Consider the following 14605-nt stretch of genomic DNA (forward strand, 5'->3'; position numbering starts at 1 on the left):
CGGTTTACACGCATGCAGTCCGAATAGCATGCGACAGCAACGAACGGGCAACGAAGATAACCCATATGGTACAAAACGCTTGACAGCGTGACACTGTTTGGGTACATAACGGGAACGCTGAAGAATTGCGAGTCGGGCCGGGGGCGGTCGGGGTGAAGGCCCTGGTCGCTGCCGGCCCGCGGTGTCTGGGGCAGCAGCAGGGGGCGGGGATGAGCGAGGATGGGGCCAAAGGCGTTGGAGACGATCGTGCCGCCAGCGTGGCCTATATCGATCCGGGAACACCCGACCGGCACGAGCCGAAGAAGTGGGTGCGGTGGAATGCCGCCATGCGCGACGAATTCTTCGACCATCTCGCCGGCAGCTGCAACGTGGCGGCATCGGCGGCGGCGATCGGGCTGCGCCCGTCGCAGGTGCATCACCGTCGCCGCACCAACAAGGCGTTCGCCGAGATGTGGGAGGCGGCGATCGAGGCCGGCTACCAGCTGCTCGAGACGCGGCTGATCGGTTATGTGCTGGCGGGTGGCGGGGATACGATCGCGCCGGACGATGCCCATGCGCTGGGGCCGCTGCACTGGGAAGGCGCGATCAAGCTGTTCACCATCCACAAGGCGCGGCGCGAGGGGCGGGGGCGTCCCTGCGGGCCCGTGCCGGGCGTGGCGACGCGCGAACAGGCCGACAAGGTGATCCTCGCCAAACTCGCGGCGCTGGCGGCCCGGGGGCGGGTGGCGGCGATCACCGACCAGCGTGAGGGAGGCGACGCATGACGGGACGCCGCATCGACGTGATCGCGGCGCTGGCCGCGTTGCCCGAAGCCGAGCGCGGCCGGTTCATCCGATCGTTGAAGCCCCCGGTGCAGCGGGAGCTGGCCGAGCGCTGGGACGGTGGCTGGGCGCAGGCGGGGCAGGTGGCGCCGGCGGGCGAGGCGTGGCGGGTGTGGCTGATCCGAGCCGGGCGCGGCTTCGGCAAGACGCGCGCTGGCGCCGAATGGGTGACGGCGATCGCCGCCGCGCAAAAAGATGCACAGATCGCGCTGGTCGGCGCGACCGAGGCCGACGTGCGGCGGGTGATGATCGAGGGGCCGAGCGGGCTGCGCGCGGTCGCCAAGACGGGGCAGACGCCGCGCTATACGACGAGCCGCGGCGAGGTGCGCTGGCCCAATGGCGCGGTGGCGCGGGTCTATTCGGCGGACGTGCCCGACCAGCTGCGCGGGCCCGAGCATGACGCCGCCTGGTGCGACGAGCTGGCCAAGTGGCGGCGCGGCGACGCGGCATGGGACAATCTGATGATGGGGCTGCGCCGGGGTGCGCATCCGCGCGTGCTGGTGACGACGACGCCGCGGCCGACCAACCTGATGAAGCGGGTGATGCGGATGCGCGGGCTGGTCGAGACGCGCGGGCGGACGCGCGACAATCCGTTCCTGCCGGCGATGTTCGTCGACGATGTCGAGGATAGCTATGGCGGCACCGCGCTGGGGCGGCAGGAGCTGGAGGGCGAGCTGATCGAGGATCTGGCGGGCGCCCTGTGGTCGCGCGCGTTGCTGGAGGCGTGCCGGGGCGACGTGCCCGACGATCTGGTGCGGGTGGTGGTCGGGGTCGATCCGCCGGCCGGGACGATCGACGGCGAGGGCGGCGATGCGTGCGGGATCGTCGCGGTCGGGCTGGACGGCGACGGTATCGCGCATGTGCTGGCGGATGCGAGCGTCGCGGCGGTGTCGCCCGAGGGCTGGGCGAAGGCGGTCGCGAATTGCGCCGCGCACCATCGCGCCGATCGCGTGGTGGCGGAGGCCAACCAGGGCGGCGCGATGGTGCGATCGGTGCTGCTGGCGGCGGACGTGACGCTGCCGGTGACGCTGGTGCGCGCGAGCCGCGGCAAGGTGGCGCGCGCCGAACCGGTGGCGACGCTCTACGCGCGGGGGCGGGTGCGGCATGCCGGGCGCTTCGTCGCGCTGGAGGACGAGATGTGCGGGCTGGTTGCCGGCGGGGCGTATCAGGGGCCGGGGCGGTCTCCCGATCGGGCGGATGCCTTGGTCTGGGCGCTGAGCGAGCTGATGCTCGGGCGGCGGGGGAAGGCCGGGGTGCGGGGGTTGTAAGCCGGTTTTTCGCGTGGGTTTGAAGAAGGTTGTTTCGCGCGGAGGCGCGGAGAAGAAGGGTTTTATCGCGCGAAGGCGCGAAGACGCGAAGGTGTCGTGCTGTTTGGTCGGTGGTTCGCGTTCCTCCTGATTTCGTCATCCCGGCGAACGCCGGGACCCATGGATTCGAGGCGTTCGCGTTGGCGCTGCATCGGGCGTCGGGCGTCCATGGGTCCCGGCGTTCGCCGGGATGACGGATGGGGGATGACGGATGGGGGTGGCGGGGGGTGACCTCTTCGCGTCTTCGCGTCTTCGCGTGAATCAAATCGGCGGTAGAGCGTCCCCTGGCGGTTTCGCGTGGGTCATATCGGCGGGACGGCGTGGGGCGGCGTCCCCTCCCTTACCGTTCGTCATCCCCGCGGAGGCGGGGATCCATAATCACGGCGCGGGCGGCGCCATCCCATCATGTGGCGACTATGGATCCCCGCCTTCGCGGGGATGACGAGGCACTGGTGGGGAGGGCGGGGGTCACGGCGCGGGGGCGTCGCGCCCATCGGGGTGCGCAGGGCTGGACCCGCGGCGCGTTATCATCGGGAGAGCATCATGCGGTTGTTTGGGTGGAAGGCGCCGCGCGAGGGCGGGCGGCCGGCGTTGTCGCGTGGCGGGGCGGGCGTCGCGCTGGGGGAGTGGCCGCGGTCGTACGAGGCGCAGGTGCGCGACGGCTTTGCGGGCAATGCGATCGCGCAGCGCGCGGTGAAGCTGGTCGCGGAGAGCGTCGCGGGCGCGCCGGTCAGCGCCAGCGCGCCGGGGCTCGCGGCGCTGGTCGCGGCGCGGTCGGGCGGGCAGGTGCTGCTGGAAAGCGTGGCAGCGCAGCTGCTGTTGCATGGCAATGCCTATGTGCAGGTGCTGCGCGATGCGGAGGGGGGCGTGGGGGCGCTGTATGCCTTGCGGCCCGAGCGGGTGAGCGTCGAGGTGGATGCGGGCGGGTGGCCGACGGCGTACCTGTACCGCGTCGGCGAGCGGCGGACGCGGCTGGATGCCGAGGGGCCGCGGCCCGACGTGGTGCATATCCGCAGCTTCAATCCGGTCGACGACCATTATGGCATGGGCTGCCTCGGCGCGGCATCGGGGGCGGTCGCGGTCCACAATGCCGCCGGGCGCTGGAACAAGGCGCTGCTCGACAATGCGGCGCGGCCGTCGGGGGCGCTGGTCTACGATCCCGGCGATGGCGCGGCGCTGAGCGCGGAGCAGTTCGAGCGGCTGAAGGCGGAGATGGAGGCGGGATTCGCGGGTGCGGGCAATGCCGGGCGGCCGATGCTGCTGGAGGGCGGGCTCAGGTGGCAGGCGCTCTCGCTCAGCCCCGCCGACATGGACTTCGTCGGGCTGAAGGCGGCGGCGGCGCGCGAGATCGCGCTGGCGTTCGGCGTGCCGCCGATGCTGCTCGGGCTGCCCGGGGATGCGACCTATGCCAATTATCGCGAGGCGAACCGGGCGTTGTGGCGGCTGACCGTGCTGCCGCTGGCGGGGGCGATCCTGACCGCGTTGGCGCAGGGGTTGGGCGGGTGGTTCGAGGGCGCGGCGCTGTCGGTCGATCTCGATCGGGTGCCGGCGCTCGCCGAGGATCGTGAGCGATTGTGGGCGAGCGTGGCGGCGGCGGACTTCCTGTCGGTCGAGGAGAAGCGCGCGAGGATGGGGATCGGGGCATGAGCGGGCCGGAGAACAGCGGCGTCCTGGCGGAGCTGATGGCGCAGGCGGCGCGCGAGGGGGCGGACCTGGCGACGATGCGCGCGGTGGCGGAGGAGGCGGGCGAGCTGTCGGCGACGCGGGCGCTGACCCGGCTGGGGCTGGCCGACGAGGACGCGCGGGCGGACCTCGCCGAACTGCGCGAGCTGCTGGGGGCGTGGCGCGATGCCAAGCGATCGGTGTGGAAGGCGGCGGCAGGGTGGGTCGTGCGGCTGGCGGGGGCGCTGCTGTTGACCGGCTTGGCGGTGAAGCTGGGGTTCGGCGCGTGGCTGAAGTGAGGTTCGCCGGTTACGCCGCGCTGTTCGACCGGGTCGACCGGGCGGGGGACGTGATCCGCGCGGGGGCTTTTGCCGGGGCGGGCGCGGTGGCGTTGCTGTGGCAGCATCGCGGGGCGGCGGTCGGGCGGGTATCGGTGGCCGAGGACCGCCACGGCTTGCGGGTCGAAGGCGTGGTCGACGATCCGCGGGTCGCGGCGCTGGTGGCGGCGCGGGCGCTCGATGGACTGTCGGTGGGGTATCGGCCGCTGGTGGTGCGGCAGGGGGCGCGGCGGGAGTTGCTGCGCGTGGCGCTGGTCGAGGTCAGCCTGGTGAGCGTGCCGATGCAGCCGCTGGCGCGGATCGAGCGGCTGGGGTGAGTGGGGGCTTCCACGCAGGACACCGCCTGCGGAAGCCCCCCTCCGTCAGCGCTGCGCGCTGCCACCTCCCCGTGCCGGGGAGGATCTTTTTCAACGAGGAGAATGGGTGTGGACGTGATCGAACGGCCGGCGCTGGATGGCGCGCGTGGGGAAAAGACCGACGGGGCCTTTGCGGGTTTCGTGCGGGCGGGGACGACGCTGGAGATGAAGGCGTTCACCGGCGTCAGCGGCGATGCGGGCGGCTATGCGGTGCCGCGCGAGATCGATGCGACGATTTCGCGCGTGCTGACCGGGCTGTCGCCGATCCGCAGCATCGCGCAGGTGGTGAAAGTGGGGTCGGCGGGGTATCGCAAGCTCATCACCACGGGTGGAACGCCGTCGGGCTGGGCAGCGGAGACGGCGGCGCGGCCGGAGACCGCGAGCCCGGTGTTCGCCGAGCTGGTGCCGCCGATGGGCGAGCTCTACGCCAATCCGTCGGCGAGCCAGGCGATGCTCGACGATGCGGCGTTCGATGTCGAGGAATGGCTGGCAGGCGAGATCGCGGCCGAGTTCGCCAAGGCGGAAGGCGCGGCGTTCGTCGGTGGCAACGGGGTGAATCGCCCGAAGGGGTTCCTGAGCGGGCCGGTGTCGACCGCGAAGGACGGGACGCGGGCGCTGGGGACGCTGCAATATCTGCCCTCCGGCGCGGCGAGCGATTTCGGAGCCGCGCCGGACGAGCGGCTGCTCGATCTGGTGCATTCCCTGCGCGCGCCGTACCGGCAGGGGGCGTGCTTCGTGATGAACTCCGCCACGCTGGCGCGGATCCGCAAGTTCAAGAGCAATGACGGCATGCCGCTGTGGCAGCCGAGCCTCGCGGCGGGGCAGCCGGCGACCCTGCTCGGCTATCCGGTGGTCGAGGCGGAGGACATGCCCGATATCGCCGCCAATGCGCTCGGCATCGCCTTCGGCAATTTCACCGCGGGCTATCTGATCGCCGAGCGTGCCGAGACCGCGATCCTGCGCGATCCGTACAGCAACAAGCCGTTCGTCGGCTTCTACGCAACCAAGCGGATCGGCGGGTGCGTCGCCGACAGCGAGGCGATCAAGCTGATGAAGTTCGCCACCGCGTGATGGCGCGGCGCCCCCGCCGGGCGGGCGGCGGGGGCGCCCTTTCTCTTCTCGAAAGGACATGCGGATGGATGGGGCGGCGATGCCGGCCGCGGCGATCGCCGGGGCGGCGGGGGCGGCGGCGACATATCTGCGGATGGCGGCGGCGGACGCGGTGCTGGCACGAGCGGCGGGCGCCGCGCTGGCGCTGGCGGAGGCGTTCTGCGGCCAGTGGCTGATCGTGCGCGAGACCGAGGAGGTCGTCGCGGGAACGCGGGGGTGGCAGCGGCTGGCGGTGGTGCCGGTGCGCAGCATCGTCGCGCCGGCGGGCGATCTGGCGGTCGATATCACCGCCGACGGGATCGGCTGGGTGCGCGGCGCCGGGGCGGTGACGGTGCGGTACAGCGCGGGGGTGGCGGCGACGTGGGAGGCGCTGCCGGCGCCGGTCGCGCAGGGCGTGGTGCTGCTCGCGGCGCATCTATTCGAGCATCGCGAGGGCGGGGCGTCGCCGCCGGCAGCGGTCGCGGCGCTGTGGCGACCGTATCGGCGGATGCGGCTGAGCCCCGAGGTGCGGACATGAGCGCGGGGGAGGTGTTGCGCGCCGCGCTGCTGGCGCATCTGGGTGGCGTCGTACGGGTATTCGATGCGCCGCCGCTGCGCGCGTCGATGCCGCAGGTGGTGCTGGACGATCCGGTGCTGGCGGCGGCGGATGCGGCGGGGGTGCGCGGGCGGGTGGGGACGATCGCGGTCGGCTATGCCGATGACGGCGAGAGCCCCGTCCGACTGCGCGCGCTGATCGCGGTGGTCGAGGCGGCGATGGATGGCGTGCCCGCCGATCTGGGCGGCGGCGGGTGGCGGCTGGCGACGCTGCGGCTGACGCGCAGCCGCTTGTGGCGCGGCAAGAGCGATCGCTGGGTGGCGATGAGCGAGTTCGCGGTGCGGATGTACCGCATCAATTAGGGGAGACACGGGCATGGCGGTGGAACGGGGCAGCGCATTCCTGCTCAAGGTCGGCGACGGCGCGCAGGTGCCGGCGTTCGCGACGGTGGCGGGGCTGCGCACGACGCAATTGAGCGTCAAGGGCGAGGCGGTGGTGGTGACCACCAAGGATTCGGGCGGCTGGCGGCAGTTGCTGTCGGGTGCGGGGGTGCGCAGCGTCAGCGTGTCGGGGGCGGGGGTATTCACCGGCTCCGCCGCGGAGGCGCGGATCAAGGGAAACGCGCTGTCGGGCGTTCTCGACGATTACCGGCTGAGCTTCGAGAGCGGCGACAGCATGACCGGGCGGTTCCTGGTGACGCGACTGGACTATGCCGGCGATTTCAACGGGGAGCGGTCGTACACGTTGAGCCTGGAGAGTTCCGGGCCGGTGGTGGCGGCGTGAGCGGCGCGGCGAATCCCGCACGGGGCGAGTGCGCGCTGCGGGTCGACGGGTGCGAGCTCGTGCTGCGGCCGTCGTTCCAGGCGCTCGTCGCGGCGGAGCAGGAGCTGGGGTCGCTGTTCGACCTCGTCGCGCGGGCGGCGGAGGGGAAGCTGGGGCTGGGCGAGCTGGCGGCGCTGTTCTGGCATTGCCTGCGCGACATCCCTGAGGGGATGACGCGCGAGACGCTGGGCGAGGCACTGATCGGGGTGGGGCTGGCGAAGCTGACGCCGGTGCTGCGCGGGGTGCTGCAGCAGATCCTGGCGGGGCGGTGAGCGGCTTTGCCGAGGGCGCGGTGCGGCTGGCGGGGTTCGCAGGGGCGGTGCTGGGGTGGAGCCCCGACGCCTTCTGGCGGGCGACGCCGGCCGAGCTGGCGGCGGTGGTGGGGGCGGCGAGCGACGGCGGTGTGGGGGCGGTGACGCCGCCCGATGCCGCGACGCTGGCGGCGATGCGGGAGGCGTTTCCGGATGGATGAGGTGGAGCGGATGGTGGTCGGCGTGCGCGCCGACACCGCGGGGTTCGCGCGCGAGGTCGAAACGATGCGCGCGACGCTGGAAGGGGGCCTCGGCGCCGGGGCGGAGCGGGCGGCGCGGTCGATCGAGGGGGCGCTACTGCGCGCGGTGCGGACGGGCAAGTTCGGCTTTGACGATCTGAAGGCGGTGGCGCTGGGGGTACTGGCGGATATCGCCAAGGCGGCGGTGCATGCCGGCGTCGGCGCGGTGACCGGCGGGGGCGGGTCGCTGAGCGGGGCGCTCGCCGGGCTGGTCGGGCTGCCGGGGCGGGCGACCGGCGGGCCGGTGGCGCCGGGGCGCGGCTATGTCGTCGGCGAGCGCGGGCCGGAGCTGTTCGTGCCGACCGCGAGCGGGCGGGTCGAGACGGGCGTGCCGGCGGCGGGGGCGCGGGACGTGCGGGTGTCGATCACCGTGCATGCCGGGGCGGGGGAAGCGCCGGCGGCGATGGAGCGGTCGAGCCGGCAGGTCGCGCGCGCGGTGCGGGCGGCGCTGGAGGGGTAGGTCTGCGGGGGCTTGGAGCGAGATCGCGCGAAGGCCGCGACGAAGAAGGTGTTTTTCGCGCGAAGACGCGAAGGCGCAAAGAGGTTGGGGCGAGAGGTGGCCTTCATCCTCTTCGTCATGCCGGACTTGTTCCGGCATCCACCGTTCCGCGGGCGTTGGGGTTTTGCGGCCCGGTTGATCCCGGAAGACGCCGGCGTTTATCTTGCCTAGGCCGGATCGACATTCAGCGGTGTAGAGACGTTCCGCCCGCTTTGGCGGGCAGGGCTATTGCATATGAGTGACGGGTCGGCGGCTCCCCAATTCCTTCGTCACCCCGGACGTGTTCCGGGGTCCATGGTTCGGCGAACTCGTCGTTTCGAGGCTCTTTTTCCACGCTTGCGGCACGGTGGACCCCGGAACAAGTCCGGGGTGACGAACTATTCCAGGCTACCGGTTCGTCACGCGGCCATATGCGATAGCCCTGTCGTGGCGGGGGGAGGACGTATCGTCGTTCACCCGTCTGAATGTCGATCGATCCCAGGCTAGCAAGCTCGTGTTCCCGCGCAGGGAGGAACCCAGGGTCAAGCAGAACCACGTGTGATTGTCCGCGAAACCCTGGGCTCCCGCCTGCGCGGGAGCACGACCCGGGGTGACGGGCGGCTCGTGGTGGTGGCGTGAGCCTCGCTGACGGGGCGGGATGAGGAGCGTGCGTGAAGACGTGATGCTTGTTTTTATCCGTCATCCCGACGGAAGTCGGGACCGATGGTGTCGGTGTGGTCGATGGCGGGAGCCAACGCGGCGTTGCGAGTCCATGGGTCCCGACTTTCGTCGGGATGACGAAGGGGGAGCGTCGTGCCTCTTCTTTGCGTCTTCGCGTCTTCGCGTGAGCAATCATTTTCTGCTTCGGCCGGCTCTTCGCTGGCGGCGGGTGTGGGGAAGCCCTCCTCCGCCGGCTTCGCCGGTCCCCTCCCTTGCCGGAGCGTTTCTGGAGAAACATCATGGCGCATTGGTTGTGTTCGCGGCGCGAGCAGCAGGAGGCGGGGGTCGTCTCGCGGTTCGATCCGCGGTTCTGGACGGTCAATTTTCCGCGGCCGATGATGGCGGCGGTGACCAATCCGGCGGCCGATGCGCTGCGGGTCGATGCCGTCTTCTACAAGCATGACGATCTGGCCGGGCTGATCTGGGAGGCGGAGGACCGGTTCGATCATCCGTTGCTCAAGTATGAAACGGCGCGGGATTTTCGCGACTGCCGGTTGCGGTTTCGCTGGCGGTCGGCGGGGGTGAAGCCGCTGGATGCGGTCAACGGGCCGACGCTGACGATCGAGGGGCGCGATGCCGCCGGCGCCGCGCGCGCCTGGTACGTGCGATTGTGGAATTATGCGGTCGGCACGCCGGAGGATGCGGTGGTGACGCTGGACTTTGCGGCGCTGGCGGGCGGGTTCCTGTTGCCGGGAGAGGCGGACCCGGTGTGGGCGGGGGACGTCGACCGGATGTTCGTGTCGCTGGTCGCGCCGGACTATGACGGCAGCGCCGCGCCCCTGCCGGCCGCGCGGGAGGGGTGGGTCGAGCTGACCGGCGTCGCCTGCAACGGGCCGGGATCGGTGATCGGGATCGGCGATGCGGTGCTGCCCGAGCACGGCTTCGCCATCGCGAGCGGCTATGACGACAGCTACAATCTGACGCCGGCGCGGTTGCTGCGCAACGCGCTGCACCTGGGGTATCGCGGCGCGATCACGCATTACGTGGGGATGAGCCATTATTTCCGGCTCGATGCGCTGTACGGTGGGTTCTACGTGGGCCTCACCGGCGGCGTGCTCAACGTCGCGTGCGTGGCGTGGCATCGCGACTTCGCGGGGCGGGCGCGGAGCCTCGGCTATGACGTCATCTGGTCGCTGAGCTACGAATTGTTCGACGCGCATTGCTGGAACGACTGGAAGCAGCGTGCCGCCGATGGCGCGCCGGCGCAGACCGGGTGGGAACCGCCATCGACCTTGCTGTCGCCGTGTCATGACGGGGCGATGGGGTATCTGAGACAGGTCGCCGCCGCGTTCGTCGGGATCGGGGTGGGCGCCGGGCTGGCGGCGAAGTTCCAGGTCGGTGAGCCGTGGTGGTGGACGATGCCCGACGGGCGGCCGTGCCTGTACGATGCGGCGGCGGTGGCGGCATTCGCGCCGGTGGCGATCCCGACCGTGCGCGCGGCCATGGATGCCGCGCAGCGCGCGACGATGGATCGCGCGGGTGCGGCGCTGGCGGCATCGACCACGGCGCTGGCGGGGTGGGTCAAGGCGGCGTTTGCCGGGTGCGAGACGTATCTGCTGACCTATCTGCCGACGGTGCTCGATGCGGCGGCGCCTGAATTGAAGCGGGCGAACATGCCGGTGGGGTGGGCGTATCCCGCCTTCGATGTGCTGCAGCTGGAGGATTACGACTGGGTGACCGAGGGCGATACCGCCTCGACCGCGCGCGGGGTCGCGGCGGCGCAGGCGCGGCTCGGCTATCCGGTGGCGCGGCAGCAGTATCTGTCGGGGTTCGTGCTGCGCCCCGACCAGGCGGCGCAATGGAGCCGGATCGAGGCGGCGGCGCAGACCGCGCGGGCGCGCGGCGTGGCGGCGGTGGTGCTGTGGGCGCTGCCGCAGGTGATGCGCGATGGCTTCGTCCATTTCGAGGGGGATGAGAGCGTGCAGGATTATGACGACGTGCTGTTCCCGTTGGCGCTGGGGCGCGAGGCGGAGGTGGCGCCGGCGTTCTCGACCGCGATCCTGACCGCGGCGGGCGGGGCGGAACAGCGCAGCGCCGGCTGGGCGGAGGCGCGGACGAGCTACGACGTCGGGCCGGGCGTGCGATCGGAGGCGGATATCGCGACGCTGCTCGCCTTCTTCCGCGCGCGAATGGGGCCGGCGCGGGCGTTCCGGCTGCGCGATCCGTTCGACGCCAGCGGCAGCGACGAGGGAATCGGCGTCGGCGACGGGACGCAGCGGCGGTTCGAACTGGTCAAACATTATGGCGCGAGCGTGCGGCGGATCGTGCGGCCGGTGGCGGGCAGCGTGCGCGTGGCGGTGGCGGGCGTTCCGACGCAGGGGTTCGTGGTGGAGGCAGACGGCGTCGTCGTGCTGGACGCGGCGCCCGCCGTGGGCGCGGAGGTGAGCGCGAGCTTCGGCTTCGACGTCGTCGTGCGCTTCGCCGAGGACCGGTTGCGGGTGGCGCGGTCGACCTTCCTCGCGGGCGAGGCCGTGTCGGTGCCGCTGATCGAGGTGCGGACGTGAGCGCGCTGGCCTGCATTGCGCTGTGCTGGCGGGTCGAGCGGCGCGACGGGGTGGCGATCGGGCTGACGACGCACGACCGCGACCTCGTCATCGACGGGCTGGTGCATCGTGCGGCGCCGGGGATGACGCCGTCGGCGATCGAGCGGTCGGCGGATCTGGAGGCGGATACGATGGACGTGCGCGGCGCGCTGACCAGCGCGGCGATCGGCGAGGGCGATCTGCTCGCCGGACGCTGGGACGGCGCGCGGGTGCGACTGTTCGCGGCGGACTGGGAGAGCGGGGCGGTGATCGCCGAGCTGGGCGAGGGGCGGATCGGCGCGGTCGAGCTGACCGAGCAGGGCTTTGCCGCCGAGCTGGCGGGGACGGGCGCGGCGCTCGACCGGCCGGTGGTCGAGGAGACGTCCGCCGAATGCCGCACCGAGCTGGGCGACCGGCGCTGCCGGGTGGCGATGGCGGGGCGGCGGCGGTTTGCGCGGGTGCTCGCGGTGGCGGAGCGGGTGGTGACGCTGGATGCCGTCGAGCCGGTGGCGGGGGCCTATGCGGGCGGGTTGCTGCGCTGGTTCGGGGGCCAGAACGGCGGGCTGGTGCAGGCGATCGACGCGTCGGCGGGGGCGAGCGTGACGCTGCGCGGGGTGCCGGCGTTCGGCGTCGCGGCGGGGACGCTGGTCGAGCTGGTCGAGGGGTGCGACAAGAGTTTCGCGACCTGCGGCGCGCGATTCGGCAATGCGACGAACTTTCGCGGCGAGCCGCATCTGCCGGGGATCGACCTGCTGACGCGCTATCCCGGTGGGTGAGGCGTGGCACTCACCCTCACCCTTCGCCGCCTTCGGCGTCTTTTCCCTCTCCCAACGGAAGAGGGAAGGAGCGGCGCAGCCGCGGGAGGGTGAGGGCGAGGCGGTGGCCAAGGCCGCACTGGCGTTGGTCGGGGCGCCGTTCCGGTTGCACGGGCGTGAGGCGGCGCATGGGCTCGATTGCATCGGGGTGATCGCGGCGGCCTTGCAGGCGGCTGGTTGGCGGGGTGAGGTGCCGACTGGCTATGCGCTGCGTGGTGGCGATCCCGCGGCGGTGGCGGCGCGCTTCGATGTGGCGCTGGCGCGCTGCGACGGCACCGTGGCGGGGGACGTGCTGCTGTTTCGGGTCGGGCCGGGGCAGCTGCATGGCGCGGTGCGGACGGCGGCGGGGTTCGTCCATGCCGATGCCGGCTTGCGGCGGGTGGTGGAGCGGCCGGGCGCGGCGGACTGGCCGCTCGTCGGGGCGTGGCGTTTCGAGGGGAGGGGCTGATGGCGACGCTGGTGCTGGGCACGGTGGGGCGGGTGATCGGCGGGCCGATCGGCGGCGCGCTGGGGGCGCTCGCCGGACAGGCGATCGACGGGCGGTTGTTCCGCGGCGCGGCGCGCGAGGGACCGCGGCTGACCGAGCTGGCGGTGCAGACGTCGAGCTATGGCACGCCGATCCCCAAATTGTTCGGGACGATCCGGGTGGCGGGGACGGTGATCTGGTCGACCGACCTGATCGAGACGCGCACCACCAGCCGCAGCGGCAAGGGCCAGCCGGGGACCAACAGCTACAGCTATTCGGCGAGCTTCGCTGTGGCGCTGTCGGCGCGGCCGATCCGGGGCGTGGGGCGGATCTGGGCGGAGGGCAAGCTGCTGCGCGGTGCTGCGGGAGACTGGAAGAACCGGACGGGGTTCCGGCTGCACCTGGGTACCGAGGATCAGGCGGTCGATCCGCTGATCGCCTCCGCGGTCGGGGCGACGCCGGCGTATCGCGGGCTCGCCTATGCGGTGTTCGAGGGGATGCAGCTGGCGGATTACGGCAACCGCATCCCGTCGCTGACCTTCGAGGTGGCGGCGGATGCCGGGCCGGTGGCGAGCGGTGCGATCGCGGCGATGCTGGCGGACGAGGTGACGGGCGGCGGTGGCGTGGCGCTCGGTGGCTTTGCGGCGTCGGGAGCGAGCGTGCGCGGCGTGCTGGAGACGCTGGCGGCGATCGACGGCGGCTGGTGGCAGCCCGACGGGCACCGGCTGGTGCGGCGGAGCGATGCGGGCGCGGCGGTGGCCGTGACCGATCGGGGTGCGCGGCGGCGGACGGTGGCGGCGCTGGCGAGCGCGCCGCGCGAGGTCGCGGTGGCGCATCACGATCCGGCGCGCGACTATCAGATCGGCGTGCAGCGGGTGCGGCGGCCGGGGGCGGGCGAGCGGGTCGACCGCGTCGAACTGCCCGCGGTGCTCGACGCGGCGACCGCCAAGGGGATCGCGGCGGCGCTGGTCGCGCATAGCGAAGCGGAGCGGACGCGGCGGCAGGTGACGCTGGGGCCGGAGGGGATGGCCATCGCGCCGGGCGGAATCGTGCGCGTCGGCGACGAGGCGGGGCGCTGGCGGGTGGCGCGGGTCGCGGTCGCGGGACCGGCGACGACGCTCGATCTCGTACCGCTGGCCGCGATGCCGGTGACCGCGGGGGCGAGCAGCGGGCAGGTCGCGGCGGCGGCGGACGTGCCGGTCGGCGCGACGCGGCTGGTCGTCGCCGAGCTGCCGGGACTGGAGGATGCGCCGCTATCCGGGCCGCGGATCAGCGTGATCGCCGCGGGTGCGGGCGCGGGATGGCGGCAGGCGGCGCTGCTCTACAGCCTGGACGACGGGGCGAGCTGGATCGGCGCGGGCGGGACCGCGGCGGCGGCGGCGATCGGGCGGGTCGAGGTGGCGCCGGTCGCCGCCTCGCCATGGCTGGTCGATCGGCGCAGCAGGGTCGTGATCGTGCTGGAGCATGCCGCGATGGCGCTGCACGATGCCGATGCGGCGATGCTGGCGGGCGGCGCGAACCTGGCGCTGGTCGGCGACGAATTGCTCCAGTTCGGGCGGGCGGAACCGCTCGGCGCGGGGCGCTGGGCACTGTCGGGATTGTACCGCGGCCTGCGCGGAACCGAGGGCGCGATCGGCGGGCAGCAGGCGGGGGATCGCTTCGCGCTGGTCGAACGCGATGCGGTGGCGGCGATCGACCTGCCGGTGAGCGCGATCGGGCGGGCGGTGCGCGTGCTGGCGAGCGGGGTCGGCGACACGGTCGAACCGGCGGCGGCGATCGTCACGGTGACCGGCGCCTCGGTCGCGCCGCCCGCGCCGGTACATGGCGCGGCGCGGGTGCAGGCGGATGGCAGCATCGCGATTCGCTGGACGCGGCGGAGCCGGGCCGGATGGGATTGGGTCGATTCGCGCGACGCGCCGCTCGCCGAGGAGACGGAGGCGTACCGCGTCGTGATCGAGCAGGCGGATGGATCCGAACGGACGGTCGAGGTGACCGAACCGGGGCTGGTGCTGGCGGCCGGCGACAGCGCCCGAGCGGTGCGGATCGTGCAGCGCGGTACGCTGGCGCCGTCGGTTCCCCTGCGATTCTTGCTGTGACGATGGA

At 72.6% G+C, this 14605-nt stretch carries 16 protein-coding genes; all 16 read left to right on the forward strand.

Annotated elements, in window-relative coordinates; all coding sequences use genetic code 11:
• Positions 1 to 209: 209 nt before the first annotated feature.
• The 16 genes from M9979_RS09155 (at position 210) to M9979_RS09230 (ending at position 14598) form a co-directional block, all read left to right on the forward strand.
• A complete protein-coding gene (locus tag M9979_RS09155) occupies positions 210 to 764 on the forward strand; it encodes a hypothetical protein (protein ID WP_254289046.1) in 555 nt (184 codons plus the stop codon).
• Positions 761 to 2089 carry a DNA-packaging protein gene (locus tag M9979_RS09160; RefSeq protein ID WP_254289047.1) on the forward strand — a complete coding sequence of 443 codons (1329 nt, stop codon included), beginning with the start codon at positions 761 to 763 and terminating at the stop codon, positions 2087 to 2089. Before M9979_RS09155 ends, M9979_RS09160 begins: the two co-directional genes overlap by 4 nt.
• Positions 2090 to 2671: 582 nt before the next feature.
• Positions 2672 to 3775 (forward strand): phage portal protein, encoded by a 1104-nt coding sequence (locus M9979_RS09165; protein WP_254289048.1) that lies wholly within the window; start codon positions 2672 to 2674, stop codon positions 3773 to 3775.
• Entirely contained in the window at positions 3772 to 4089 is a 318-nt protein-coding gene (locus tag M9979_RS09170) for a DUF6127 family protein (protein WP_254289049.1), read from the forward strand. The genes M9979_RS09165 and M9979_RS09170 overlap by 4 nt, the downstream gene beginning before the upstream one ends.
• Positions 4086 to 4445, forward strand: a complete 360-nt coding sequence (locus tag M9979_RS09175; protein ID WP_254289115.1) for an HK97 family phage prohead protease — start codon at positions 4086 to 4088, stop codon at positions 4443 to 4445. The genes M9979_RS09170 and M9979_RS09175 overlap by 4 nt, the downstream gene beginning before the upstream one ends.
• Positions 4446 to 4547: 102 nt before the next feature.
• Positions 4548 to 5555 (forward strand): phage major capsid protein, encoded by a 1008-nt coding sequence (locus M9979_RS09180; protein ID WP_254289050.1) that lies wholly within the window; start codon positions 4548 to 4550, stop codon positions 5553 to 5555.
• A gap of 64 nt (positions 5556 to 5619) precedes the next feature.
• Positions 5620 to 6111, forward strand: coding sequence for a head-tail connector protein (locus tag M9979_RS09185; RefSeq protein WP_254289051.1), 492 nt, complete (start codon positions 5620 to 5622; stop codon positions 6109 to 6111).
• Positions 6108 to 6491: a tail completion protein gp17 gene (gp17, locus tag M9979_RS09190; protein ID WP_254289052.1), complete on the forward strand. Its 384-nt coding sequence runs from the start codon at positions 6108 to 6110 to the stop codon at positions 6489 to 6491. The genes M9979_RS09185 and gp17 overlap by 4 nt, the downstream gene beginning before the upstream one ends.
• 13 nt (positions 6492 to 6504) lie before the next feature.
• The gene (locus tag M9979_RS09195; protein ID WP_254289053.1) at positions 6505 to 6912 is read left to right on the forward strand and encodes a phage major tail protein, TP901-1 family; all 408 of its coding nucleotides are present in this window, start codon (positions 6505 to 6507) and stop codon (positions 6910 to 6912) included.
• A complete protein-coding gene (locus tag M9979_RS09200; protein ID WP_254289054.1) occupies positions 6909 to 7223 on the forward strand; it encodes a gene transfer agent family protein in 315 nt (104 codons plus the stop codon). Before M9979_RS09195 ends, M9979_RS09200 begins: the two co-directional genes overlap by 4 nt.
• Positions 7220 to 7423: a phage tail assembly chaperone gene (locus M9979_RS09205; protein WP_254289055.1), complete on the forward strand. Its 204-nt coding sequence runs from the start codon at positions 7220 to 7222 to the stop codon at positions 7421 to 7423. Before M9979_RS09200 ends, M9979_RS09205 begins: the two co-directional genes overlap by 4 nt.
• On the forward strand, positions 7416 to 7961 hold the full coding sequence (locus tag M9979_RS09210; RefSeq protein ID WP_254289056.1) for a tail tape measure protein: 546 nt from the start codon (positions 7416 to 7418) through the stop codon (positions 7959 to 7961). The genes M9979_RS09205 and M9979_RS09210 overlap by 8 nt, the downstream gene beginning before the upstream one ends.
• Before the next feature lie 977 nt (positions 7962 to 8938).
• Positions 8939 to 11203: a DUF2460 domain-containing protein gene (locus M9979_RS09215; RefSeq protein ID WP_254289057.1), complete on the forward strand. Its 2265-nt coding sequence runs from the start codon at positions 8939 to 8941 to the stop codon at positions 11201 to 11203.
• Positions 11200 to 11997, forward strand: a complete 798-nt coding sequence (locus M9979_RS09220) for a DUF2163 domain-containing protein (protein WP_254289058.1) — start codon at positions 11200 to 11202, stop codon at positions 11995 to 11997. The genes M9979_RS09215 and M9979_RS09220 overlap by 4 nt, the downstream gene beginning before the upstream one ends.
• Before the next feature lie 103 nt (positions 11998 to 12100).
• Positions 12101 to 12484, forward strand: coding sequence for a peptidoglycan endopeptidase (locus M9979_RS09225; RefSeq protein ID WP_254289059.1), 384 nt, complete (start codon positions 12101 to 12103; stop codon positions 12482 to 12484).
• The gene (locus tag M9979_RS09230; RefSeq protein ID WP_254289060.1) at positions 12484 to 14598 is read left to right on the forward strand and encodes a phage tail protein; all 2115 of its coding nucleotides are present in this window, start codon (positions 12484 to 12486) and stop codon (positions 14596 to 14598) included. Before M9979_RS09225 ends, M9979_RS09230 begins: the two co-directional genes overlap by 1 nt.
• Positions 14599 to 14605 lie beyond the last annotated feature (7 nt).

Origin of the sequence: Sphingomonas liriopis (assembly GCF_024211255.1) — a bacterium.
GTDB lineage: Bacteria > Pseudomonadota > Alphaproteobacteria > Sphingomonadales > Sphingomonadaceae > Sphingomonas > Sphingomonas liriopis.